20 protein-coding genes are annotated in these 23,895 nt (G+C 59.8%); 11 read left to right on the top strand and 9 right to left on the bottom strand.

What is annotated here, in order from left to right; genetic code table 11:
- Positions 1 to 10: 10 nt before the first annotated feature.
- The 5 genes from etfA to AC07O1_RS14360 all read right to left on the bottom strand — a co-directional run bounded on the left by etfA (position 11) and on the right by AC07O1_RS14360 (position 7,015).
- A complete protein-coding gene (gene etfA, locus AC07O1_RS14380) occupies positions 11 to 1,231 on the bottom strand; it encodes an electron transfer flavoprotein subunit alpha (protein ID WP_495089138.1) in 1,221 nt (406 codons plus the stop codon).
- Positions 1,231 to 3,180, bottom strand: a complete 1,950-nt coding sequence (dgcB, locus tag AC07O1_RS14375; protein WP_495089137.1) for a dimethylglycine demethylation protein DgcB — start codon at positions 3,178 to 3,180, stop codon at positions 1,231 to 1,233. The genes etfA and dgcB overlap by 1 nt, the downstream gene beginning before the upstream one ends.
- A 172-nt stretch (positions 3,181 to 3,352) precedes the next feature.
- The gene (gene dgcA, locus AC07O1_RS14370; protein ID WP_258698727.1) at positions 3,353 to 5,413 is read right to left on the bottom strand and encodes a dimethylglycine demethylation protein DgcA; all 2,061 of its coding nucleotides are present in this window, start codon (positions 5,411 to 5,413) and stop codon (positions 3,353 to 3,355) included.
- A 15-nt stretch (positions 5,414 to 5,428) separates the two neighbouring features.
- Complete coding sequence (locus tag AC07O1_RS14365) at positions 5,429 to 5,959, bottom strand: DUF5943 domain-containing protein (RefSeq protein ID WP_007947752.1); 531 nt, start codon at positions 5,957 to 5,959, stop codon at positions 5,429 to 5,431.
- 78 nt (positions 5,960 to 6,037) lie between these two features.
- Complete coding sequence (locus AC07O1_RS14360) at positions 6,038 to 7,015, bottom strand: dipeptidase (RefSeq protein ID WP_495089136.1); 978 nt, start codon at positions 7,013 to 7,015, stop codon at positions 6,038 to 6,040.
- A 221-nt stretch (positions 7,016 to 7,236) separates the two neighbouring features.
- On the opposite strand from AC07O1_RS14360, the gene AC07O1_RS14355 reads away from it, so the two are divergent.
- Together AC07O1_RS14355 and AC07O1_RS14350 are read left to right on the top strand one after the other, a co-directional pair.
- The gene (locus AC07O1_RS14355; RefSeq protein WP_495089135.1) at positions 7,237 to 7,638 is read left to right on the top strand and encodes a lysozyme inhibitor LprI family protein; all 402 of its coding nucleotides are present in this window, start codon (positions 7,237 to 7,239) and stop codon (positions 7,636 to 7,638) included.
- A 164-nt stretch (positions 7,639 to 7,802) separates the two neighbouring features.
- Positions 7,803 to 8,225: a DUF3010 family protein gene (locus AC07O1_RS14350; protein ID WP_495012003.1), complete on the top strand. Its 423-nt coding sequence runs from the start codon at positions 7,803 to 7,805 to the stop codon at positions 8,223 to 8,225.
- 8 nt (positions 8,226 to 8,233) lie between these two features.
- On the opposite strand, the gene AC07O1_RS14345 is transcribed toward AC07O1_RS14350, so the two are convergent.
- Positions 8,234 to 9,181, bottom strand: coding sequence for a GlxA family transcriptional regulator (locus AC07O1_RS14345; protein WP_495089134.1), 948 nt, complete (start codon positions 9,179 to 9,181; stop codon positions 8,234 to 8,236).
- A 194-nt stretch (positions 9,182 to 9,375) separates the two neighbouring features.
- Here AC07O1_RS14345 and choX point away from each other — a divergent pair, with 194 nt between their 5' ends.
- The 6 genes from choX (at position 9,376) to AC07O1_RS14315 (ending at position 14,855) form a co-directional block, all read left to right on the top strand.
- Positions 9,376 to 10,320 (top strand): choline ABC transporter substrate-binding protein, encoded by a 945-nt coding sequence (gene choX, locus AC07O1_RS14340; protein ID WP_494990633.1) that lies wholly within the window; start codon positions 9,376 to 9,378, stop codon positions 10,318 to 10,320.
- A gap of 101 nt (positions 10,321 to 10,421) precedes the next feature.
- Entirely contained in the window at positions 10,422 to 11,309 is an 888-nt protein-coding gene (gene cdhC, locus AC07O1_RS14335; protein ID WP_494990634.1) for a 3-dehydrocarnitine:acetyl-CoA trimethylamine transferase CdhC, read from the top strand.
- Positions 11,310 to 11,448: 139 nt separating this feature from the next.
- A complete protein-coding gene (locus AC07O1_RS14330; protein WP_494990635.1) occupies positions 11,449 to 12,414 on the top strand; it encodes an L-carnitine dehydrogenase in 966 nt (321 codons plus the stop codon).
- Between the two features lie 128 nt (positions 12,415 to 12,542).
- On the top strand, positions 12,543 to 13,019 hold the full coding sequence (locus AC07O1_RS14325) for a thioesterase family protein (protein WP_495089133.1): 477 nt from the start codon (positions 12,543 to 12,545) through the stop codon (positions 13,017 to 13,019).
- Between the two features lie 24 nt (positions 13,020 to 13,043).
- A complete protein-coding gene (locus AC07O1_RS14320; RefSeq protein WP_495089132.1) occupies positions 13,044 to 14,207 on the top strand; it encodes a gamma-butyrobetaine dioxygenase in 1,164 nt (387 codons plus the stop codon).
- Positions 14,208 to 14,591: 384 nt separating this feature from the next.
- Positions 14,592 to 14,855, top strand: a complete 264-nt coding sequence (locus AC07O1_RS14315; protein WP_347902423.1) for a hypothetical protein — start codon at positions 14,592 to 14,594, stop codon at positions 14,853 to 14,855.
- A 125-nt stretch (positions 14,856 to 14,980) separates the two neighbouring features.
- On the opposite strand, the gene gbdR is transcribed toward AC07O1_RS14315, so the two are convergent.
- Both gbdR and AC07O1_RS14305 read right to left on the bottom strand, forming a co-directional pair.
- Positions 14,981 to 16,084 (bottom strand): choline metabolism transcriptional regulator GbdR, encoded by a 1,104-nt coding sequence (gene gbdR, locus AC07O1_RS14310; RefSeq protein ID WP_494990638.1) that lies wholly within the window; start codon positions 16,082 to 16,084, stop codon positions 14,981 to 14,983.
- A gap of 468 nt (positions 16,085 to 16,552) precedes the next feature.
- Positions 16,553 to 17,929 (bottom strand): L-serine ammonia-lyase, encoded by a 1,377-nt coding sequence (locus tag AC07O1_RS14305; protein WP_495012006.1) that lies wholly within the window; start codon positions 17,927 to 17,929, stop codon positions 16,553 to 16,555.
- Between the two features lie 445 nt (positions 17,930 to 18,374).
- Here AC07O1_RS14305 and AC07O1_RS14300 point away from each other — a divergent pair, with 445 nt between their 5' ends.
- From AC07O1_RS14300 to choV, 3 genes are all read left to right on the top strand, one after another.
- Complete coding sequence (locus AC07O1_RS14300) at positions 18,375 to 19,322, top strand: choline ABC transporter substrate-binding protein (RefSeq protein WP_494990640.1); 948 nt, start codon at positions 18,375 to 18,377, stop codon at positions 19,320 to 19,322.
- Positions 19,323 to 19,388: 66 nt separating this feature from the next.
- Positions 19,389 to 20,234, top strand: a complete 846-nt coding sequence (choW, locus tag AC07O1_RS14295) for a choline ABC transporter permease subunit (protein ID WP_494990641.1) — start codon at positions 19,389 to 19,391, stop codon at positions 20,232 to 20,234.
- Complete coding sequence (gene choV / locus AC07O1_RS14290) at positions 20,231 to 21,409, top strand: choline ABC transporter ATP-binding protein (RefSeq protein ID WP_495012007.1); 1,179 nt, start codon at positions 20,231 to 20,233, stop codon at positions 21,407 to 21,409. Before choW ends, choV begins: the two co-directional genes overlap by 4 nt.
- A 145-nt stretch (positions 21,410 to 21,554) precedes the next feature.
- Here choV and AC07O1_RS14285 read toward each other — a convergent pair whose 3' ends face one another.
- Positions 21,555 to 23,513 carry a BCCT family transporter gene (locus tag AC07O1_RS14285; protein ID WP_495089192.1) on the bottom strand — a complete coding sequence of 653 codons (1,959 nt, stop codon included), beginning with the start codon at positions 23,511 to 23,513 and terminating at the stop codon, positions 21,555 to 21,557.
- Positions 23,514 to 23,895 lie beyond the last annotated feature (382 nt).

Here is a 23,895-nt window from a genome sequence, read left to right as displayed (position 1 = left end):
AATCCTTCCCTTAAGCCGCATCGCGCTTGGCTTCGTTGCGGTAAGCCTCTACCGCCGCGATCAAGGCTTGAAGAATCGCCGCACTCTCGCCAATCACCGACAGGTCAGCGCGCTTGATCATGTCGCAACCCGGATCGAGGTTGATCGCCACCACCTTGTCGCAGGCACCGATGCCTTGCAGGTGCTGGATCGCCCCGGAAATTCCCACCGCGACATAGACCCGCGCCGTGACCCAGGTGCCGCTGGCACCGACCTGACGGTCGCGGGCCATGAAGCCATCGTCCACCGCCACTCGCGAGGCGCCTTCGGTAGCACCCAGGGCCGCAGCGGTCTTGTGGAACAGTGTCCAGTCCTTGACGCCGTTGCCGCCGGAGAAAATGAATTCGGCTTCGGCCATGGGAATCGCCGCCGGATCGACCGCCACCGCACCGAGGTCTTCGATACGCGACAGGCTGCGAGCGACCGCTGTGGATAACTCTACCGGCAACGCTTCGTGACGGGTTTCGCTGACAGGTTCGGCGCACTCGGCAGCCGCCAGAATCAGCCGCGCCACTGGTCGTGCGAGATCCTGCAGGCCAGCACCGGCGCGGCCGATGCACTCCTCGCCCTTGACCTGCCAGACCCGCGTAGCCGGGCGTTCGCCCAAGGCGGCAGCAAAGCGCCGGCCCAGTTCGCCTCCACCGCTGCGGCTGTCCGGCAGCAGCCAGTGCCGCGGGTTGAACTGGTTATCCACAGCCCGCAGGCCCTGGACTCGTTGTTCCGGTGCATAACCGCTGAACTCACTGCCATCGAGCACCAGCAAGCGGTCGACGCCAGCCGTGGCGAAAGCGTTCTCTTTGTGTTCGCCGAAAACCACGGCCAGCACCGCGCCGTCGTTGCCCGCCAGCTGATGGGCCAGGCCCAGCAGGTCGCGGTCGTGGCTGCTCAGGCGGCCGCCGACCATATCCGGCACGACGCTGATGTAGAACGCCGGTTGTGCCACTTGATGCAGCGGCAATTGCACTTCAACCGTGGCCGTACGCTTGGCCGCGCCGCCCTGTTGGGCGCCGCTGCGATCGATGCGTTTGATTCCGTTGGGACCGATGAATCCGATGCCGTGGGGATTCTTGCGAATGATGCCGTTAGGCCCCATCCAGCTGTGTTGCACCGGCTGCATGGCCGCGTGCAGCGGGTGCAGACGGTTGCGGGCGATCCATTCAGCGCGAGGGTCGCGGCGGATAATGTCGCTCATCAGTGCACCTCCGCAGGTTCACGTTTGGCCGGCTTCGACGGCTTGCCTGGCGCCGCGTCTTCGAGCAACGCATCAGCCACCAGCTCGGCGATGTCCTTGATCATCGGTCGCGGTTCGACCACGCCCTCAAGCATCGCGGTGCACTGTGGACAACCCACGGCCACCAGCTCGGCGCCGGTTTCGCGGATGTCTTCCATGCGCATGTCGGGAATCCGTTGCTTGCCGGGAATGTCAGTGATCGGCGCACCGCCACCGCCGCCGCAGCAGCGCGAGCGGAAACCGGAGCGTTGCATTTCCTTGATCTCGATCCCCAGCGCCCGCAGCACTTCGCGCGGGGCCTCGTATTCGCCGTTGTAACGGCCGAGGTAGCAAGGATCGTGATAGGTCACGCTGCTGCCTTTATGCTGGCCGAGGTTGAGCGCGCCGGCATCGATAATTTCTGCCATGTAGGTGCTGTGGTGCTGCACCACATAGTTGCCGTCAAAAGCACCGTATTCGTTTTTCAGCACGTGAAAACTGTGCGGATCACAGGTGACGATGCGCTTGAAGCTGTACTTGGCCAAGGTCTGAATGTTGCGTTTGGCCAGCATCTGGAAGGTCGCTTCATCACCAAGACGCCGGGCCACGTCACCGCTGTCGCGTTCTTCCAGGCCGAGTACCGCGAAGTCGACTTTGGCCGCTTTCAGCACTTTGACGAAGGCGCGCAAGGTGCGCTGGTTGCGCATGTCGAAAGCACCGTCGCCCACCCAGAACAGCACGTCAGTGGTTTTCTTCTCGCTGAGCAGGCTGAGGTTCAAGTCCGCCGCCCAGTTCATCCGTCCGCCCGGGGCGAAACCGCCAGGGTTGTCGGTGGCGATCAGGTTTTCCAGGACTTCAGCGCCCTTGTTCGGCGTGGCGCCTTTTTCCAGGGTCAGGTGACGACGCATGTCGACGATGGCGTCGACATGCTCGATCATCATCGGGCACTCCTCGACACAGGCGCGGCAGGTGGTGCAGGACCAGAGGGTTTCAGCGTCGACCAGACCGTTGACGATCGGTTGATGCGGATTACCCGCGTGTTCACCAATTGGCTTGCCCGGATAGGGGCTGCCCGCAAACTTGGCATCGGTGCCGCCAGCCAGGCCGACGACCATGTCCTGAATCAGTTTTTTCGGGTTCAGCGGTTGCCCAGCGGCAAAGGCCGGGCACGCGGCTTCGCATTTACCGCACTGCACGCAGGCGTCAAAGCCAAGCAATTGGTTCCAGGTGAAATCCTTGGGTTTTTCCACGCCTAGCGGTGCGTTCGGATCGTTAAGGTCCAACGGCTTCAAACCGGTGGAACGACCACCCCCAAAACGTTCGGCGCGGCGGTGCCAGGCCAGGTGCAAGGCACCGGCGAAGGCGTGTTTCATCGGCCCGCCCCAGGTCATGCCCAGGAACATTTCCGACACGCCCCACAACACGCCCAGACCGAGCACGGCGGCCAACAGCCAGCCGCCGAAGTCCGCAGGCAGAATCCCGGCTACCGGCAAGGTCGCAAGGAAGAAGCTGATGGAAAACGCCATCAGGCTTTTCGGCAGGCGCATCCACGGGCCTTTCGACAGCCGCGCCGGCGGGTTGCGCCGACGCAGGTAGACGAAGATCGCCCCGCCGAACATCAGCAAGGAGGCGAACAGCAAGGCGTAGCCGAGGATGCGGTTATGCAGGCCAAAACCATGGACCAGAATCGCCAGTACGGCAGCCAGCACAAAGCCGCCGGCCGTGGCGACGTGGGTGTTGGCGATGTATTTGTCCCGCGCCACCACATGGTGCAGATCGACCATGTAGCGCTTGGGTATGGCAAACAGACCGCCGATCAGGTCGACCCTGGAAGCTCGGCCCTGGCGCCACATAGCCACCCGCCGCAGCGCGCCCAGGACAGCCAGGCCCAGGGCAGCGAACAACAGGATAGGAAGAAGGGTGTTCAACATGGTGGAGCTCCCAAAGACCTCGAGGTCTTGCAGGCCTAACTACCTGGATGCCTTGCTCGACTCCTTGTAGGAGCGAGCTTGCTCGCGAAAGCGGTGGGTCAGTCGACATCAATGTTGAATGTCAGTCCGCCTTCGCGAGCAAGCTCGCTCCTACAGGGTTATCCACAAGCTCTTAGAAATCCTTGCACAACCGCAGCGCGTCGTAGATCGCCGCGTGGGTGTTGCGCTGGGCCACGCAGTCGCCGATACGGAACAGCAAGTAGCCGTCACCCGCCTGGCTCAACGATGGCTGAGGCTTGATCGCGAACAAGGCTTCGATGTCCATCTGGCCTTTGTTGCGCGAGCCTTCCTTCAGCGCGTAGTAGATTTCTTCGTCCGGCCGCACGCCGTTCTCGACCACGACCTGGTCGACCACCCGCTCCTCTTTGGCGCCGGTGTATTCGTTCTCCAGCACCGCCACCAGCTTGTCGCCTTCGCGGTAGACCTTTTCCAGCATCATGTCGCCGGTCATGATCACTTCTTTGGGGTACATGCTGCGGTAGTAAGTCGGGAACGACGTACCGCCGATGGCCACACCCGGCTTGATGTCGTCAGTGACGATTTCGACCTGGCTGCCCTTGTCGGCGAGGAAGTCCGCCGTCGACATCCCGGTGAACTCGCAAATGGTGTCGTAGACCAGCACGTTCTTGCCGGGCGCCACCTTGCCGTCGAGGATGTCCCAGCTGCTGACCACCAAACCTTCAGCCGCGCCCCAGTGTTCGTTCTGTTCCAGGAATGGATGACCGCCGACGGCGAGTACCACCACGTCCGGACGCAAATCGAGAATGGTCGCCGCATCGGCCGCCACGCCCAGGCGCAGGTCGACTTTCAAGCGCGCCAGTTCCAGCTGGAACCAACGGGTAATACCGGCGATCTGGTCTCGTTGCGGAGCCTTCGAGGCGGTAGTGATCTGCCCACCGATGAATTCTTTCTTCTCGAACAGAGTCACGTCGTGGCCACGTTCGGCCGACACGCGTGCAGCTTCCATCCCGGCAGGACCGGCACCGACGACGACAACCTTGCGCTTCACACCCGTCGACTTCTCGATGATGTGCGGCACGCCCATGTATTCACGGGAGGTCGCGGCGTTCTGGATGCACAAAACGTCCAGGCCCTGGTACTGACGGTCGATGCAGTAGTTGGCACCAACACACTGTTTGATCTGGTCGACCTGGCCCATCTTGATCTTGGCGATCAGGTGCGGGTCCGCGATATGAGCGCGGGTCATGCCGACCATGTCGACGTAACCGCCTTCCAGAATACGCGTCGCCTGGTTCGGGTCCTTGATGTTCTGCGCGTGCAGTACCGGAGCCTTGACCACTTCCTTGATACCGGCCGCCAGGTGCAGGAACGGCTCCGGTGGATAACTCATGTTGGGGATAACGTTGGCCAGGGTGTTGTGGGTGTCGCAACCCGAACCCACGACGCCGATGAAGTCGATCATGCCGGTGTCGTCGTAGTACTTGGCGATCTGCTTCATGTCCTCATGGGACAAACCGTCCGGGTGGAATTCGTCACCGCAGATACGAATGCCGACACAGAAGTCCGGACCGACTTCCTTGCGCACAGCCTTGATCACTTCCAGGCCGAAACGCATGCGGTTCTCGAAGCTGCCGCCCCATTCATCGGTACGTTTGTTGACCCGCGGGCTCCAGAACTGGTCGATCATGTGCTGGTGCACAGCCGACAGTTCAACACCGTCCAGGCCACCGGCCTTGGCCCGCGCCGCTGCGCTGGCGTAGTTGCCGATTACCCGCCAGATTTCTTCCGGCTCGATGGTTTTGCAAGTCGCACGGTGCACCGGCTCACGGATGCCCGACGGCGACAGCAGGGTCGGCCAATGCTCGCCGTCCCAACGTGAACGACGGCCCATGTGGGTAATCTGGATCATGATCTTGGCGCCATGCTTGTGCATGGCATCGGCCAGATTCTGGAAGTGCGGAATGATCCGGTCGTCGGCCAGGTTGACCGACTTCCACCAGCCTTGCGGGCTGTCGATGGCCACGCTGGAGGAACCGCCGCAAATCGCCAGGCCGATCCCGCCCTTGGCTTTCTCTTCGTAATACTTCACGTACCGATCGGTGGTCATACCGCCGTCGGTGGCGTAAACCTCGGCGTGCGCGGTGCTGAGCACGCGGTTGCGGATGGTCAGTTTGCCGATCTGAATCGGCTGGAACATTGCTTCGAAAGCCATGGCAGGATCCTCGACTTACAACGGCTTGACGGTGAACAAGCCGTCGTCGTGGCCTTCTTCGGAGCCACCGTAAACCTGTTCGGCGACGGTGCGAATCTTGCTGCCGCGCGCTTGCAGGATCTGGTCCATGGCACCGGCAAACCAGCCAGTGAACATGTAATCGACCTTGCGTCCGACCTTGCCGTACACATAGACGAACGCCGAGTGTTCAAGCTTGACGCTGGCGGTGCCTTTGTCCAGGTCGATGTCCTGGATCTTGAACAGACCCCAGCCACGCTGCGACAGGCGCTTCATGTAGTGTTCGAACACGGCGACGCCTTCCAGGCCGTGGCATTCAGCTTCTTTCTCACACCAGTGCCAGGCGGACTTGTAGCCGGCCTTGTAGAGGATCTCGGCATAGGCTTCAGCGCCCAGCACTTCCTCGATACCCATGTGGTTGTTGACGAAGAAGTGACGCGGTACGTACAGCATCGGCAGGGCATCAGAAGTCCAGACACCGGTTTCGCTGTCGACTTCGATTGGCAATTGCGGGGCGATCTTGGCCATGGAAACTTAACTCCAGAAAATTCGTTGTGTTGCCCGCTGCACGGACGGCAGCGGGAAAGGATTCAGAGGTGCGGCGGCTTATTCGCCCCAGACGTCTTTGAGGACGTTGACCCAGTTTTCGCCCATGATCTTGCGCACCACGCGCTCAGGATGGCCGCGCTTGAGCAGCGTCTCGGTCAGGTTCGGGAACTCGCCCACGGTGCGGATGCCCAGCGGGTTGATGATCTTGCCGAAGCTGGTCAGACGGCGGGCATAGCCCTTGTCGTGGGTCAGCATTTCGAAGAAATCCTGGCCATGGCCCTGGGTGAAGTCGGTACCGATACCGATCGCGTCTTCACCGACGATGTTCATGGTGTATTCGATGGCTTCGGCGTAGTCGTCGATGGTCGAATCGATGCCTTTGGCCAGGAACGGCGCGAACATGGTCACACCGACAAAACCGCCGTGATCGGCGATGAACTTCAGTTCTTCGTCAGATTTGTTGCGCGGGTGCTCTTTGAGACCCGACGGCAGGCAGTGGGAATAGCAAACCGGTTTTTTCGATTCGAGAATGACTTCTTCGGAGGTCTTGGAGCCGACGTGGGACAAGTCGCACATGATGCCGGCGCGGTTCATTTCCGCGACGATTTCACGACCGAAACCGGACAGACCGCCGTCACGCTCGTAGCAACCGGTGCCTACCAGGTTCTGGGTGTTGTAGCACATCTGTACCACACCAACTCCCAGCTGCTTGAAGATCTCGACGTAGCCGATCTGATCCTCGAAAGCGTGGGCGTTCTGGAAGCCGAAGATGATCCCGGTCTTGCCCTGCTCTTTGGCGCGCCGGATGTCGGCGGTGGTTTTGACCGGAATTACCAGGTCGCTGTTCTCGCGGATCAGTTTCTGGCTGGCGGCAATGTTATTGATGGTTGCCTGGAAGCCTTCCCACACCGACACGGTGCAGTTGGCCGCGGTCAGACCGCCCTTGCGCATGTCTTCGAACAACTCACGGTTCCACTTGGCAATGATCAGCCCGTCGATAACGATGCTGTCGGCGTGCAATTCGGCTGGGCTCATCAGGCTGTCCCCTTGTTAGCGATTCATGCGCCGAATCGTCTGCCGGCGCTTTGGGGTCAGCATATGCCTGAGGGCAGTGGCAGCCGGGTGCAAAAACGACAAGGGAATTGCCGAAAGCGTCAATACGCGACAAAGGGTCTCAACACAGGGCCAAAGCCGATCTGTTCTTTGCCTTGCGCTTGAGCCAGAATTCGTCGCATTACTGGATTTAGGGCAACGCAATGAAATCGATCTTCCTGGCTTTGGCACTGATAGCGACCGGCGTACAGGCGGCTGAAGAGGCCGACACCTCGCCGTGCGACGCAGTGGAAAACGACCAACAGACCGTGGAATGCTCGGCTTATAGCAAAACCACCGCCGAACAGTTGCTCAACGACAACTACAAAAACCTGGTCGAGCGCATGCAGGCGCTCTATGCCAACAACAAAACCCAGCTCAACGACATCACCAACAAACTTAAAACCGCTCAGCAGCAGTGGCTGAAGCTGCGCGACGCCGATTGCGCGGTCGAGGCCTTCCCTGCTGCGGTGGGCAGCAAGGCTTACACCATTGCCCACAACGACTGCGTGGCGCGGATGAGCGACGAGCGGTCGGAGTTTCTGGAGTCGGTTGGGCAGGAGTAAGAGACCGCTAGGCGTCCGTTATGACGTTGGACTGGGGTTAAGAGACAACCGTTTGTCTGTTATTCATTTGGGCTTGCGATCTTGTCGCGAGTGAGACCCTTTGCGACGCTCGATGCTCGAAGGTATGCGACCATCACCGCAAATAACGCACTCCAGGTCTCCCCATGAAAATCTGCGGCATCGAAATCAAAGGCAGCGAAGCGATCATCGCGGTTGCCTCCCTCGACAATCAGGTGCTGAGTCACCTCGCCATCGCCACCAAAAAAATCGCCCTCGAAGACGACGATGACGCCGTCAACGTCAAAGCCTTCGCCACGCAAGTCGCCGCGTTTATCCACAACAACGGCATCGAACGCGTCGCTATCAAAAAGCGCAGTAAAAAAGGCGAGTTCGCCGGCGGCCCGACGACGTTCAAGATAGAAGGCGTATTCCAGCTACTGGAAAACTGCGAAGTCACCCTGCTCTCGCCGCAGACCATCAATGCGCAGAACAAGAAGTTCGACTTCGCCCTGCCGGCAACGCTGAACAAGTATCAGCATGAAGCGTTCAAGGCGGCGTGTTCGGCGTTGACGAAAGGGGCGTCCTGATACCGCTGTTACGCCTTCACACTCTGGCGCCGGTCTTCGCGCGGACACTGCGCAAACCTCGCGCGATAACTGCGGGTGAAGTACGACGGCGACTCAAACCCGCAGGCAATGCTCACCTCCAGCACGCTCATGTCGGTCTGACGCAGCAGTTGTCGGGCCTTCTCCAGCCGCAAACCCAGATAGAAATTGCTCGGTGTGTCGTTGAGGTGCAGGCGAAATAGTCGCTCCAGCTGACGGCGCGTCACTTTGATCGATTCGGCCAGATCCAGAGTGCTCAATGGCGGCTCGCTGTGCTGCTCCATTTCGCCGATCACATGCACCAGTTTCTTGTTGCTGATGCCGTAGCGGGTGGCGATTTGCATACGCTGGTGGTCTTTGCGCGGGCGGATGCGGCCGAGTACGAATTGTTCGGACACCTGGATCGCCAGTTCCGGGCCGTGGGCCTGGCCGATCAGGTCGAGCATCAGGTCGATGGACGCCGTGCCGCCGGCCGAGGTGATACGTCGACGGTCTATTTCGAAGAGTTCCTGGGTCACGCTCAGCTGTGGATAAGACTCCTTGAAGGCGTCGATGGCTTCCCAGTGCAGGGTCAGACGGTGGCCGTCGAGCAAACCGGCTTCGGCCAGTATGAAGCTGCCGGTGTCGATGGCACCGAGGGTCACGCCATCGTGGTCGAGTCGGCGCAGCCAATGCTCCAGCACGGGGGTAGCAAACTTCAGCGGTTCGAAACCGGCCACCACCAATAAGGTCGCGCCCTTCTTCAACGGCTCCAGCGCCGCATCGGCGTTGACCGACATGCCATTACTTGCCAACACCGCGCCGCCGTCAACGCTCAGCACATGCCAGCGGTACAGCTCGCCACGAAACCTGTTGGCCACGCGCAACGGTTCGATGGCCGAGATAAAGCCGATCGCCGAAAAACCCGGCATCAATAAGAAGTAGAAATCCTGAGACATGGAACGTACTCGGATGACGGGTAGCGTGGGAACCGTGATACGCCGATTCAAGACACCATTCAAGACCACAGGTCGCTGCTGTGCAAGAGCTGGTCGCCGCTGTGCGTTTTCACACGCCTTGAGCTGCGTAACTTGGCATCACCGGCGCACAAAGACACCGGAACCCACAATAACGACCTGCCGAGGAACCCACCATGAAACGACTGATCAGCAGCTGTGTTCTTGCACTCAGCGGTACCGCTTTCTTGAGCTCCGGCGTCATGGCGGCCGAACCCGCCGCGTGCCAGAACGTGCGCATGGGCGTAGTGAACTGGACCGACGTGATCGCCACCAGTGCCATGACTCAGGTCCTGCTCGACGGCCTCGGCTACAAGACCAAACAAACCAGCGCCTCCCAGCAAATTGTCTTCGCCGGCATCCGCGACCAGCGCCTGGACATGTTCCTGGGCTACTGGAACCCGCTGATGACCCAGACCATCACGCCGTTCGTCGATGGCAAGCAAGTCAAAGTCCTGGCCGAACCAAGCCTGAAGGATGCACGGGCGACCCTGGCTGTACCGACTTACCTCGCCGACAAAGGCCTGAAAACCTTTGCCGACATCGCCAGGTTCGAAAAAGAGCTGGGTGGCAAGATCTACGGTATCGAACCGGGCTCGGGCGCCAACACCCAGATCAAGGAAATGATCGCCAAGAACCAGTTCGGCCTGGGCAAATTCCAGCTGGTCGAATCCAGCGAGGCCGGCATGCTCGCCGCGGTGGATCGCGCCGTGCGACGCAACGAAGCCGTGGTGTTCTTCGGCTGGGCGCCGCACCCGATGAACGTCAACGTGAAAATGACCTACCTCACCGGCAGCGAAAACGCTCTCGGCCCGAACGAAGGCTCGGCCACCGTCTGGACCGTCACCGCACCGAACTACGCCAGCCAGTGCCCGAACGTCAGCCGCTTGCTCAGCAACCTGACCTTCACTGCCGAAGACGAGAGCCGGATGATGCAGCCGCTGCTCGACCACAAGGACGCTTTCGAGTCGGCCAAGCAATGGATCAAGGATCACCCGCAAGACAAGCAACGCTGGCTTGAAGGCGTGACCACCTTCGACGGCAAACCGGCTGCCGAGAATCTGCAACTGACCAACAAGTAATACCGAAATGAACCACCGATTCGCAGCCGATGACGGCTGCGAACGGGCCCGCTACGCCCAAAAACCACGCCCCAAAAAAACGGCCTGAAGGAAATCGCACCATGAACCACGACGTCATCATCACCTGCGCACTCACCGGTGCTGGCGACACGACCGCCAAGAGCCCGCACGTGCCGGTCACCCCGAAACAGATCGCCGCCGCTGCGGTGGAAGCCGCCAAAGCCGGGGCCACCGTGGTCCATTGCCATGTGCGCGATCCTGAAACCGGCAAGTTCAGCCGCGACGTAGCGCTGTACCGCGAAGTGATGGAGCGCATTCGCGAAGCGGACGTCGACATCATCGTCAACCTCACTGCCGGCATGGGCGGCGACCTGGAAATCGGCGCCGGTGAAAATCCGATGGAATTCGGCCCGAACACCGATCTGGTCGGCCCGCTGACTCGTCTGGCCCACGTTGAAGAGTTGCTGCCGGAAATCTGCACCCTGGACTGCGGCACCCTGAACTTCGGCGACGGCGACACTATTTACGTCTCCACCCCGGCGCAACTGCGCGCTGGCGCCAAACGCATTCAAGAGCTGGGCGTGAAGGCCGAGCTGGAAATTTTCGACACCGGTCACCTGTGGTTCGCCAAGCAGATGATCAAGGAAGGTTTGCTGGACGACCCGCTGTTCCAGCTGTGCCTGGGCATCCCGTGGGGCGCGCCGGCAGACACCACCACCATGAAAGCCATGGTCGACAACCTGCCGGCCAATGCGGTCTGGGCCGGATTCGGCATCGGCCGCATGCAAATGCCGATGGCCGCCCAGGCGGTATTGCTCGGCGGCAACGTGCGGGTCGGTCTGGAAGACAACCTCTGGCTGGATCGCGGCGTGCTGGCCACCAACGGTCAATTGGTTGAGCGCGTTTCGGAAATTCTCAGCCGCCTCGGCGCCCGCGTTCTGACCCCAGCCGAAGGCCGGGCGAAGATGGGCCTGACCAAGCGCGGTTAACCTCAACCCACGGCTCCCTTGTAGGAGCCGAGCTTGCTCGCGATAGCGGTTTTCCAGCCGCAGATGTTCCGGATGTTCCGACGTCATCGCGAGCAAGCTCGGCTCCTACAGGGATCAGCAAACTCTTTAGGAAGTCACCATGAGTTTTATCACCGAAATCAAAACCTTCGCCGCGCTGGGCAGTGGTGTCATTGGCAGCGGCTGGGTTTCCCGCGCCCTCGCCCATGGCCTTGATGTGGTGGCCTGGGACCCGGCGCCCGGTGCCGAAGCCGCTCTGCGCAAACGCGTCGCCAATGCCTGGGGCGCTCTGGAAAAACAGGGCCTGGCACCCGGCGCGTCACAGGATCGTCTGCGCTTTGTCGCGACCATCGAAGAGTGCGTGAAAGACGCCGACTTCATCCAGGAAAGTGCCCCGGAACGCCTGGAACTGAAACTTGAACTGCACAGCAAAATCAGCGCTGCGGCCAAACCAAATGCGCTGATCGGTTCCAGCACTTCGGGCCTGTTGCCGAGCGAGTTCTACGAGGGTTCGACCCACCCGGAACGCTGCGTGGTCGGTCACCCGTTCAACCCGGTGTACCTGCTGCCATTGGTGGAAGTGGTCGGCGGCAAAAACACCGCACCTGAAGCCGTGCAAGCGGCGATGAAAGTCTACGAATCCCTTGGCATGCGCCCGCTGCATGTGCGCAAGGAAGTCCCTGGCTTCATTGCCGACCGTCTGCTCGAAGCGCTGTGGCGTGAAGCGCTGCATTTGGTTAACGATGGCGTAGCGACCACCGGCGAAATCGACGACGCTATCCGCTTCGGTGCCGGTTTGCGCTGGTCGTTCATGGGGACCTTCCTGACTTACACCCTGGCCGGTGGCGATGCCGGTATGCGGCACTTCATGGCCCAGTTCGGCCCTGCACTGCAGCTGCCATGGACTTACCTGCCAGCGCCGGAACTGACCGACAAGCTGATCGACGACGTGGTCGACGGTACCAGCGATCAGCTCGGCAAACACAGCATTTCGGCCCTGGAACGCTATCGTGATGACTGCCTGCTGGCAGTACTTGAAGCGGTGAAAACCACCAAGGCCAAGCATGGCATGACCTTCAGCGAGTGATGTCGATCGTTCCCACGCTCTGCGTGGGAATGCAGCCCGGGACGCTCCGCGTCCCAAAGACGTGACGCAGAGCGTCACAGGAGGCGTTCCCACGCAGAGCGTGGGAACGATCATGTCTGGAGATAAACATGCCTGCCCTCACCACCTACAACACCAAAATCATCCCCGACTGGGTCGACTACAACGGCCATCTACGCGATGCGTTTTATCTATTGATCTTCAGCTACGCCACCGACGCGCTGATGGATCAACTGGGCATGGACAGCAACAACCGCGAAGCCAGCGGCAACTCGCTATTCACCCTCGAACTGCACCTCAACTACCTGCACGAAGTGAAACTCGGTGCCGAGGTTGAGGTACACACCCAGATCATCGGCCACGACCGCAAACGCCTGCATCTCTATCACAGCCTGCACCTGGTCGGCGAAGAGCAAGAACTGGCGGGCAATGAGCAAATGTTGCTTCATGTCGACCTTGCCGGCCCACGTTCCGCCCCCTTCAGCGAAGCGGTTCTGAACAAACTGCTGGCCATCACCACCCTGCAGTCCGACCTGCCAGCACCGGCCTACATTGGCCGGGTGATCGGCCTGCCTCCGGAAAAATAACAAACCAAAAACAAGGAGATCGCCATGAACACCGCCGCCGCTTTTGCCGACTTCCGCAGCTATCCGTTGATCAGCGCTTTGACCGCCGTACAAGCCCGGACGGACGGTGTTCAAGTGCAATGGGCCGATGGCCGATTGAGCCCGTTTCACCATCAGTGGTTGCGGGACAACTGCCCCTGCCCGGCCTGCGTCTACACCGTGACTCGCGAACAGGTACTGGAAATCGTCGACGTCGCCGAAGACCTGGCACCTTCCTTGACCCATATCGATGCCGACGGATGCCTGTGCATCGATTGGCAGGACGGTCACAGCAGCCGCTTCGATCCCGGCTGGTTGCGGGCTCATGCTTATGACGACGAATCCCGGGCAGAACGTCGTGCCAGCAAACCGAAAAGCCAGCTGTGGCACAGCGACCTGAAACTGCCGGTGTTCGAGTATCAAGCAGTGATGGACGATCCCAAGGCGCTGCTGCAATGGCTCTTGGCGCTGCGCGATATCGGCCTCACTCAAATCCGTGGCCTACCCACCGAACCGGGTTCGCTGACGCAGATCGCCAAGCGGATTTCCTTTATCCGCGAGAGCAACTTCGGCGTGCTGTTCAACGTGCAATCCAAGGCTGACGCCGACAGCAACGCTTACACAGCGTTCAACCTGCCGCTGCACAGCGACCTGCCGACCCGCGAGCTGCAACCGGGGCTGCAATTCCTGCATTGCCTGGTCAATGAAGCGGACGGCGGCGAGAGTATTTTTGTCGACGGTTTTGCCATTGCCGAAGCCTTGCGCCAGGAAGATCCGGAAGCCTTTCGCAGCCTGTGCGACATCCCTGTGGAGTTTCGCAACAAGGACCGCCACAGCGACTACCGCTGCCTGGCGCCGATCATCGCCCTTGACGCACTGGGGCAAGTGTCGGAAATCCGCATGGCGAACTTCCTGCGGGGGCCGTTCGATGCATCAGTCGAGCAGATGCCCAAACTGTATCGGGCCTATCGACGCTTTATCGCCATGACCCGCGAAGCCCGTTTCAGGCTTATCACCCGGCTCAATCCCGGTGAGATGTGGTGCTTCGACAACCGCCGCACGCTCCACGCCCGCAACGCCTTCGACCCCACCAGCGGCGCCCGGCACTTCCAGGGTTGCTACATCGACCGTGATGAATTGCTGTCGCGGATATTGGTGTTGCAGCGCTAGAGGAAATCGTTCCCACGCTCCCGCGTGGGAATGCATCCCGTGACGCTCTGCGTCACAGCCGGAGCGGACGCAGAGCGTCCATGGCGGCATTCCCACGCAGAGCGTGGGAACGATCTCCTCTCTCCAATCCCCAGACAAAAAAAGCCCCGATCAAGCCGTGACAAGATCGAGGCAGAGGTTGTTTCTGAGGAGCTTTGCGCAGAGGGTGACCAAACCGTCGACACGTCAGCTGAGGCTCAGTGTGCCCAGTCATCGTCCCTGCAAGTTAGCCGAAAACGACCTGTTCATAGGTATCGCGGCCATTGCGACAATTCCTCCTTGCCCCTACCCATCGCCCCTACCAGAATCGAGCCACGACAATGTTCCCTGAAGAAGGATAGCGTCATGATGCACGCCGATTTGATAGACCAGGAAGACCTGTTGGGCCAGCTCAAGGCTCTTGGGTTTGAAGTCCCGAGTGGCGCCACTGCAGAGCAGGCCTGTGAATGCGCGGTACGCGGCTTGAACGATGTACGAGCCATGACCCTGAGAACCATGGTCAAGCAGATGTACACCAGCAGCGCGACGATTCTGCCCGCTGTGCGCCAGGCGATAGACAAGCAACTGCTGCCGGCATTGGCGCAATATCAGCAAAGCCGTAGCGCCTGACAGGAAGCCTTTGATCGTTCCCACGCTCTGCGTGGGAGCAGCCCAGGACGCTCCGCGTCCCTGCCGAAGCGGACGCAGAGCGTCCATTGAGGCATTCCCACGCAGAACGTGGGAACGATCAGCTGTTAGAGCCTTACGCTAGCAAACGTCGACTCGTTACGCGCCTGGCTCAACGCCGACAACGGTCCGGACAACGGGGCCAATACCAGCGCCTGCGGAATCGGCATCATCGCCACTTGTTGTGCAGTGTTGGAACCGACGCGTTCATCGCGTGGCGGAATGCCGAAGTATTCGCGGTAGCACTTGGAGAAGTGTGGTGTGGAGACGAAACCACAGACCGACGCCACTTCGATGATCGACATCGGCGTTTGCTTGAGCAACTGCCGGGCACGGATCAGGCGCAATTTCAGGTAGTAGCGCGATGGCGAACAGTGCAGGTATTTCTGGAACAGACGCTCCAGCTGACGCCGCGAGACGGTGACATACACCGCCAGCTCGTCGAGGTCGATCGGCTCTTCCAGGTTGGCTTCCATCAGCGCGACGATTTCCTGCAACTTCGGCTGGTTGGTGCCGAGCATGTGCTTGAGCGGCACGCGCTGGTGATCCTGTTCGTTACGAATGCGTTCGTAGACAAACATCTCGGAGATCGCTGCCGACAGTTCACGGCCGTGATCACGGCTGATCAGGTGCAGCATCATGTCCAGCGGCGCGGTGCCGCCGGAGCTGGTGAAACGGTTGCGGTCGAGGGTGAACAAACGAGTGCTCATGGCGACACGCGGGAAAGCTTCCTGCATCGATGCTAGGCATTCCCAGTGCACGCTGCAATCAAAGCCGTCCAGCAGACCGGCGCAGGCCAGGGCCCAGCTGCCAGTGCAGACCGCTCCGAGGCGACGGGACTGACGTGCCTGGCTTTGCAGCCACGACACGTGCTCACGGGTCACGGTGCGTTGAATGCCGACGCCGCCGCAGACGATGACAGTGTCCAGGGCGGGCGCTTTGTGCATGGAGGCGTCGGGGGTGATTTGCAGACCATCGCTGGCCCAGACCTGGCCGCCGTCGACGGTGAGGGTCGTCCAGCGATACAGCTCGCGACCGGACAATTGGTTGGCCATGCGCAGGGGTTCTACTGCGGAGGCCAAAGAAATAAGCGTGAAATTGTCCAGCAGCAAAAAGCCGATGGATTGAGGCGCACGGTTCTGGGGTTGAGCTCCAGAGTTGAACGACGTCATCGCGGTATCTCCTCACACAAAGCGGGTGATGGCCTCAGGCGGAGGCTCTTGTTATGGCCATCGTTCTCTCGCGGAGACGGGCTTTGTTATGACAGAGCAATTGCCATGCCTAAAGTTGAATGCGCATTCAATAACTCCTGAAAACGACGTCGCGAAGCGTCTATATAGCCCCCGCGCGGAGTGAGGGTTATCAGCGAGGAAGAGGTGCGTAGGCGCTTTGCCCCGGGGGCTGTGAGCAAATCGGTAGCACTTGTGGGAAAAGTACTGAGAACCCTTGGGAAAGAGTGTCACCTCAAGCACGGGTGACCAACGGTCAGGGTCGAAATCGAGCCCTGACCTGAGGGTGTTTCTCTTATCTGTCAGCGACGCGCCAAAAAGCAGCGCTTATTCGAATCAGTGTTCACTTACCGCGCAGTTTTGACTGGTCTGACGCGATGAAGGCCACTCGGTTTTACTGGTGTACTGCGCTCAACACTCCACCGCACTCACCGCCAGCCCACCGCGCGAGGTCTCTTTGTATTTGTCGTGCATGTCGGCACCGGTGTCGCGCATGGTGCGGATCACCCGGTCCAGGGAGATAAAGTGCTGGCCATCCCCACGCAGGGCCATCTGTGCGGCGTTGATGGCCTTTACTGCGGCAATCGCATTACGCTCGATACACGGCACTTGCACCAGGCCGCCCACCGGATCGCAGGTCAGACCCAGGTTATGTTCCAGGCCGATTTCCGCCGCGTTGCACAGTTGCTCCGGTGTCGCGCCGAGAATTTCCGCCAGCCCGGCCGCGGCCATGGCACACGCCGAACCGACCTCACCCTGACAGCCGACTTCGGCACCGGAAATCGACGCGTTCTTTTTACACAGAATCCCGATCGCCGCCGCACTCAGGAAATAGTCGACGACGTTGGCATCGGTCACCGCTTCGCTGAATTTCATGAAGTAGTGCAGCACCGCCGGAATGATCCCTGCCGCACCGTTGGTCGGTGCCGTGACCATGCGCCCGCCGGCAGCGTTCTCTTCGTTGACCGCCAGGGCGAACAGGTTGACCCACTCCATGGCGCTCAAGGTCGAGCCGATCACGTTGGGTTTGTTCAGCTCTTGCAGGCTGCGGTGCAGCTTGGCGGCGCGGCGTCGCACATTAAGACCACCGGGCAGGACGCCTTCGTGCTTGAGCCCTTGCTCGACACAGTCCTGCATCGCGCGCCAGAGCTTCATCAAGCCACTGCGAATTTCTTCTTCCGGGCGCCAGACCTTCTCGTTAGCCATCATCAGTTCGGCGACACGCAGGTTGTGTTTCTTGCAGAGGCTGAGCAGTTCGACCGCGCTGGAGAAATCGTAAGGCAGCACAGTGCGATCAAGGTCTACCACACCGCTGCTGGCTTGCGCCTCGTCGACGACAAAACCGCCACCAATGGAGTAATAGGTGTCGCGATGCAGCTCGCCTGCCTCGCCTTCAACGACCAGGGTCATGGCATTGGGGTGGAACGGCAGGTTCTCATCGATCAAGCGCATGTCCCGCGCCCATATAAAGGGGATCGGCAAGCGACCGTCGAGCAGCAGCGTGCCGGTTTCGCGCAGGGTGTTAATACGCACGCCGATCTGCGATGGATCAATGGCGTCCGGCCACTCACTCATCAGCCCCATGATCACCGCGTTGTCGCTGCCGTGACCGATACCGGTGGCGGACAGCGAGCCGTACAACTGCACTTCGACCCGCCGCACCTGATCAAGCAGACCTTGCTCGCGAAGCGTCTGGACGAATAGCGCCGCTGCGCGCATCGGCCCGACGGTATGAGAACTCGAGGGCCCGATACCAATCTTGAACAGGTCAAACACACTGATAGCCATTACCGCGAACCTCCTGATGAGCATACTCCAGGCGCCAAAGCACCCGGTGACGGAGCTGCTACGCTCAAATCGCAATCCGCCTGGATCGCCGCATCATCCGGCTTTTGCAGTCAGGCACGACGTCTCACACCGACTCGCTCATGTCCATCAACGTCGCAATCGGCCAACAGCAAGTTCTGGCCGTTTTTCGCGGTGCAGATGGACAAAAAGTGCGGTTGCAGGGCTGAAAAAATCTGTAAACGACGTTACCGACACTGGATGCGACCCTCCCTGTACTGGATACGACGCACCCTGTAGGCGTCAGATTTTCACTGGTACATGATCAGTCTCGACTCGATTGCAAGATGCTGTGGTAGAGCTGCTCCCCACACGTCTCCAACCGCAACACATAAGCGCGGTCATCCAGTCGGTAAACCGCCAAAAAAAAACATCCAGGAGTCCACCCATGAAAGGTTCCCCGTCGTTGTTGTTGGCCGCCATGCTGAGTCTGCCTGTTCTGGCTCAAGCCGCAGAACCGGCACAGTGCAGCACCGTAAACTTCTCCGATGTCGGCTGGACCGACATCACCGCCACTACCGCGACCACCAGCGTCGTCCTCGATGCCTTGGGTTACAAGACCAAGACCACCATGATTTCCGTGCCGGTGACCTACAAGTCCCTGGCCGACGGCAAGAACATGGACGTATTCCTCGGCAACTGGATGCCGACCATGGAAAACGACATCAAGGCCTACCGCGATGCCGGTACCGTGGAAACCGTGCGTACGAACCTCAAAGGTGCCAAGTACACCCTGGCGGTTCCACAGGCTTTGTATGACAAGGGTCTGAAAGATTTCAAAGACATTGCCAAGTTCAAAAAAGAACTGGACGGCAAGATCTACGGCATCGAACCGGGTAATGACGGCAACCGCCTGATCCAGAGTATGATCGACAAGAACGCCTTCGGCCTGAAAGACGCTGGCTTCAAAGTGGTCGAGTCCAGCGAAGCCGGCATGCTCTCCCAAGTCGAGCGCGCCCAGAAGCGCGATACCGCTGTGGTGTTCCTGGGCTGGGCACCGCACCCGATGAACAAGCGCTTCAAGATTGAGTACCTCACCGGTGGCGATGATTACTTCGGGCCGGATTTTGGCGCAGCCACTGTCCTGACCAACACCCGCAAGGGCTACACCCAGGAATGCAGCAACGTTGGTCAGTTGCTGAAGAATCTGGAGTTCACCGTCGACATGGAAAGCTCTCTGATGGGCAACATCCTGGACGACAAGATGAAGCCTGACGCGGCCGCCAAGGCCTGGCTGAAAAAGAATCCACAGGTGCTCGATACCTGGCTCGCTGGCGTGACCACCATTGACGGTAAACCAGGCCTGGAGGCCGTTAAAGCCAAACTCGCGAAGTAATCGTTGACGCCGGGCGGGCTAGCCCGCCCGGGCTGTTTTTTTCCTTGCATGCGGACGTTCACTACCATGCTGACTGATCACAAAATCCCCCTAGGCCAGTACATCGCTGCCTTCGTTGAATGGTTGACGCAACACGGCGCCAGCACTTTCGATGCGATCGCCACGACACTGGAAACGATGATCCATGGCGTGACATTTGCGCTGACCTGGTTCAATCCGCTGGCATTGATCGGCCTGATCGCGCTACTGGCTCATTTCATTCAACGCAAATGGGGCCTGACGGCCTTTGTCGTACTGTCTTTCCTGCTGATCCTGAACCTGGGTTACTGGCAGGAAACCATGGAAACCCTAGCCCAGGTGCTGTTCGCCACACTGGTCTGCGTGGTCATTGGCGTGCCGCTGGGCATCGTCGCGGCGCACAAGCCGATGTTCTATACTTTAATGCGTCCGGTACTCGATCTGATGCAGACCGTACCGACGTTCGTTTACCTCATTCCTACCCTGACCCTGTTCGGTCTGGGTGTGGTGCCCGGTCTGATTTCCACGGTGGTGTTCGCGATTGCCGCGCCCATCCGTCTGACCTACCTGGGTATCCGTGATGTACCGCAAGAGTTGATGGACGCCGGCAAAGCCTTTGGCTGCTCGCGCCGTCAGTTGCTCTCGCGCATCGAACTGCCCCACGCCATGCCGAGCATCGCTGCCGGCATCACCCAGTGCATCATGCTCTCACTGTCGATGGTGGTGATCGCGGCGCTGGTGGGTGCTGATGGCTTGGGTAAACCCGTGGTCAACGCACTGAACACTGCTGATATCGCACTGGGCTTTGAAGCAGGCCTGGCGATCGTATTGCTGGCGATCATGCTCGACCGTATCTGCAAACAACCCGACGCTAAAGTAGGGGGTGACGCATGAGCATAATCCGCTTCGACAAGGTAGATGTTGTCTTCTCCAAAGACCCGCGTGAGGCCCTGAAATTGCTGGACAAGGGCCTGACGCGTGATCAGATCCTGAAACAGACCGGTCAGATCGTCGGCGTCGAAAAAGCCAGTCTGGACATCGAAAAAGGCGAAATCTGCGTGCTGATGGGCCTCTCCGGCTCTGGCAAGTCGAGTCTGTTGCGGTGTATCAACGGCTTGAACACCGTCAGCCGCGGGCAGTTGTTCGTCGAGCACGAAGGCAGGCAAATCGACATCGCCTCTTGTACCCCGGCCGAACTGAAAATGATGCGCACCAAGCGCATTGCCATGGTGTTCCAGAAGTTCGCCCTGATGCCTTGGCTGACCGTGCGCGAGAACATCAGCTTCGGCCTCGAGATGCAGGGTCGTCCGGAAAAGGAACGGAACAAACTGGTCGACGAAAAAATCGAACTGGTGGGCCTGACCCAATGGCGCAACAAGAAGCCCGATGAACTCTCCGGCGGCATGCAACAACGTGTGGGCCTGGCCCGCGCCCTGGCGATGGACGCCGACATTCTCCTGATGGACGAACCCTTCTCGGCCCTCGATCCACTGATCCGCCAAGGCCTGCAAGACGAACTGCTGGAGCTGCAACGCAAGCTGCACAAGACCATCGTGTTCGTGAGCCACGACCTCGATGAAGCCCTGAAGCTGGGCAGCCGTATCGCGATCATGAAAGACGGTCGGATCGTCCAGTACAGCAAACCGGAAGAAATCGTGCTGAACCCGGCCGATGACTATGTTCGCACGTTCGTTGCCCATACCAACCCGCTCAACGTCCTGTGCGGTCGCAGCCTGATGCGCACGCTGGACAACTGCAAACGCATCAACGGTTCCGTATGCCTCGACCCAGGCGGTGACTCCTGGCTCGATCTGGCCGAAGGCAACACCATCAAGGGCGCACGCCAGAACGGCGCCAGCCTTGATCTGCAGAACTGGATACCTGGCCAGGCGGTGGAAGGACTGGGGCGTCGACCAACCCTGGTGGACTTCAACATCGGCATGCGCGAAGCCTTGCAGATCCGCTACCAGACCGGCAACAAGCTTGTTCTGCATGACAACCACAAGGTGGTCGGAATACTCGGCGACAGCGAGCTCTACCATGCGTTGCTAGGGAAGAATCTGGGGTAAGACAGCACACATAAAAACGCCGCGATCCTCGCGGCGTTTTTATGTGTGCGATCAGTGGACGCAGAGCGTGCTGGATCGTTCCCACGCTCCGCGTGGGAACGATCACCAAGCACAAAAAAGGAGCTCTATCCGAGCCCCTTATGCTTTAGCTATACACCCGGCCCAGGAGCTGCCGATGGCTTTCAAACTGATCGAGCACGTCACGGGTAATCTGCTCTGGAGTGAACCCCATCAAGTCATATTCCTGACTGCCGCTGTGCAGGTAAACCTCGGCACGGTAGTAACGACTGCGCACTTCAGGCTCCACACCCGCTCCTTCAGGCTGAACCGATTCGCTCGGCGCCGCCAGATAACCCTCCAGGCTGACCTCGTAAACGAACGGATTGCCCTCATTCATTTCCACCTGCAGGCCAATATTGCTGCGGGATTTGCCCAGGTTGCTCTGCACCGTCAGGCCCAGGTTACGCAGTTGCGCGGCGGCATCTTGCAGCGCCGCACTGACGTGCTTGTCCATGTAGCGTTGCACCATGGCCTGAGTCGGTTGCAGATCCAGCGCACTCAAACGTTCGCTGAAACCACGACGACCGCGAGCGGCCAATTCGGCTTGCTCCTGCTCGATCTGCACGTCCTGGCGCATGGCCTTGTGCAAACCGAACATGAAGAACACCAACACCACCGAGAACGGCAGACCGGCCAGCACCACCATGGTTTGCATGGCTTCGAAGTTACCGGCGAACAACAGACCGATGGTCACCAGCGTGATCACCACCGACCAGAAGATCCGCAACCAGTGCGGCGCGTCTTCATCGACATTGCCGCCCTTGCAGGACAGGTTGGCCATCATCACCGCGCCAGAGTCGGCCGGGGTCAGGAACAACACGAAACCGACAAAGATCGACACGCCGATCACGATTTTCGACGCTGGGTAGTGCTCAAGCAGCTGGTAGATCGCCATGGACGGCTGCTCGAGCGCCGTCTTCCCAAGCTCCACCGCTCCCTGGTTCATCACCAGATCCAAAGCCGAGTTACCGAAGATCGACAGCCAGGCCAGGGTGAAACCCAGCGGAATCAGCAACACGCCAGCCACCAGTTCACGCACGGTACGACCGCGGGAAATACGCGCGATGAACATGCCTACGAATGGGGCCCAGGAAATCCACCAGGCCCAGTAGAACAGAGTCCACAGGCCCAACCAGCGCTCGGATTTGGCGTTGTCGGCTTCGTACACATAAAGGTCGAAGGTTTTCAGCACCACGCCGTTCAGGTAGTCGCCGATGTTCTGCACAAAACCGTTAAGCAGGTGCAGGGTCGGGCCGAACAGCAGCACGAAAATCAGCAGACCGCTGAACAGCACGATGTTCAGGTTGGACAGACGACGGATGCCGTTTTCCACGCCAGACACGGCAGCGATGGTCGCCACAGTGCTCATCACGATGATTACGATCAACAGGTTGGTGTTGTTGTGCTCCATGCCAAAGAGGTTCTCAAGCCCCGACGACACTTGCAGCGAGCCAATCCCCAGGTTGGTCACCAGACCCAGCAGGGTCACGAACATGCCAAAGCCGTCGACCGCATGACCGGCCGTGCCTTTGACCCAACGCTCGCCCACCAGCGGATACAGCGCCGAACGCAGCGCCAGCGGCTGGTTATGACGGTAAGCAAAGTACGCCACGGCCAGGCCGACCAACGCGTAGATCGCCCAGCCATGCAGGCCCCAATGCAGGAACGTCAGCTGCACTGCCTGACGTGCCGCCAGGTTGCTGCCGGCCACGCCTTCCGGCGGGTTGAAATAGTGATCCAGAGGCTCGGAAGCACCAAAGTAGAGCAGCGAGATGCCGATGCCGGACGAGAACAGCATCCCGGCCCAGGCGCCATAGCTGAAGTCCGGGGTGTCGTCCTTGCTGCCCAGTTTGAGCTTGCCATAGGACGAAAACGCCAGACCGACGACGAATACCAGGTAGGCGGCGATCACCACCATGTAGTACCAGCCGAAGCTGCGCGACAACCAGGCCTGGGCTATCCCCAGCACTCTCCCGGCTTCTTGCGGCGCGGCGATGAGGATGGCGGTCAGCAGCAGGATCAATGCGGTCGAGGTGTAGAACACCCAACCGTTGACCGTCACCTTTTCGGGCGAGGTCTTTATAAGAGAGGCAGAACTCATTGCACAGATGCTCCAGGCAGTGCGAGAGAAGGACACAAGGCAAAGCGTTACCCGACCAATCGGTTAGTTGGCAGCCGATCAGCGGGTGATATAAAGACACCCCGAAAAAAGCCCGAACCCACAGGAACGGCGCTGAAAACCGGCGAGGGGTTTGCGCGAAAGAATGCTTGGCCATTTGACCTCAAGCACTCGACACGTCTTTCCTCGGCGGTTAACGCCATGTCCTGAGTGGGTTTCGAGCTTTTTGGGATGCCGTTTTTCCGCCATCTACACGTAGGAAAAACCTGCAGATAGCGACGATTTGTCGCAGATCTTATTCTTTGTT

It is taken from the genome of Pseudomonas sp. GW821-FHT07G10 (assembly GCF_059418545.1).
Note: the sequence above shows the minus strand (reverse complement) of the source record. Positions and strands in the feature narration are given on the sequence as shown.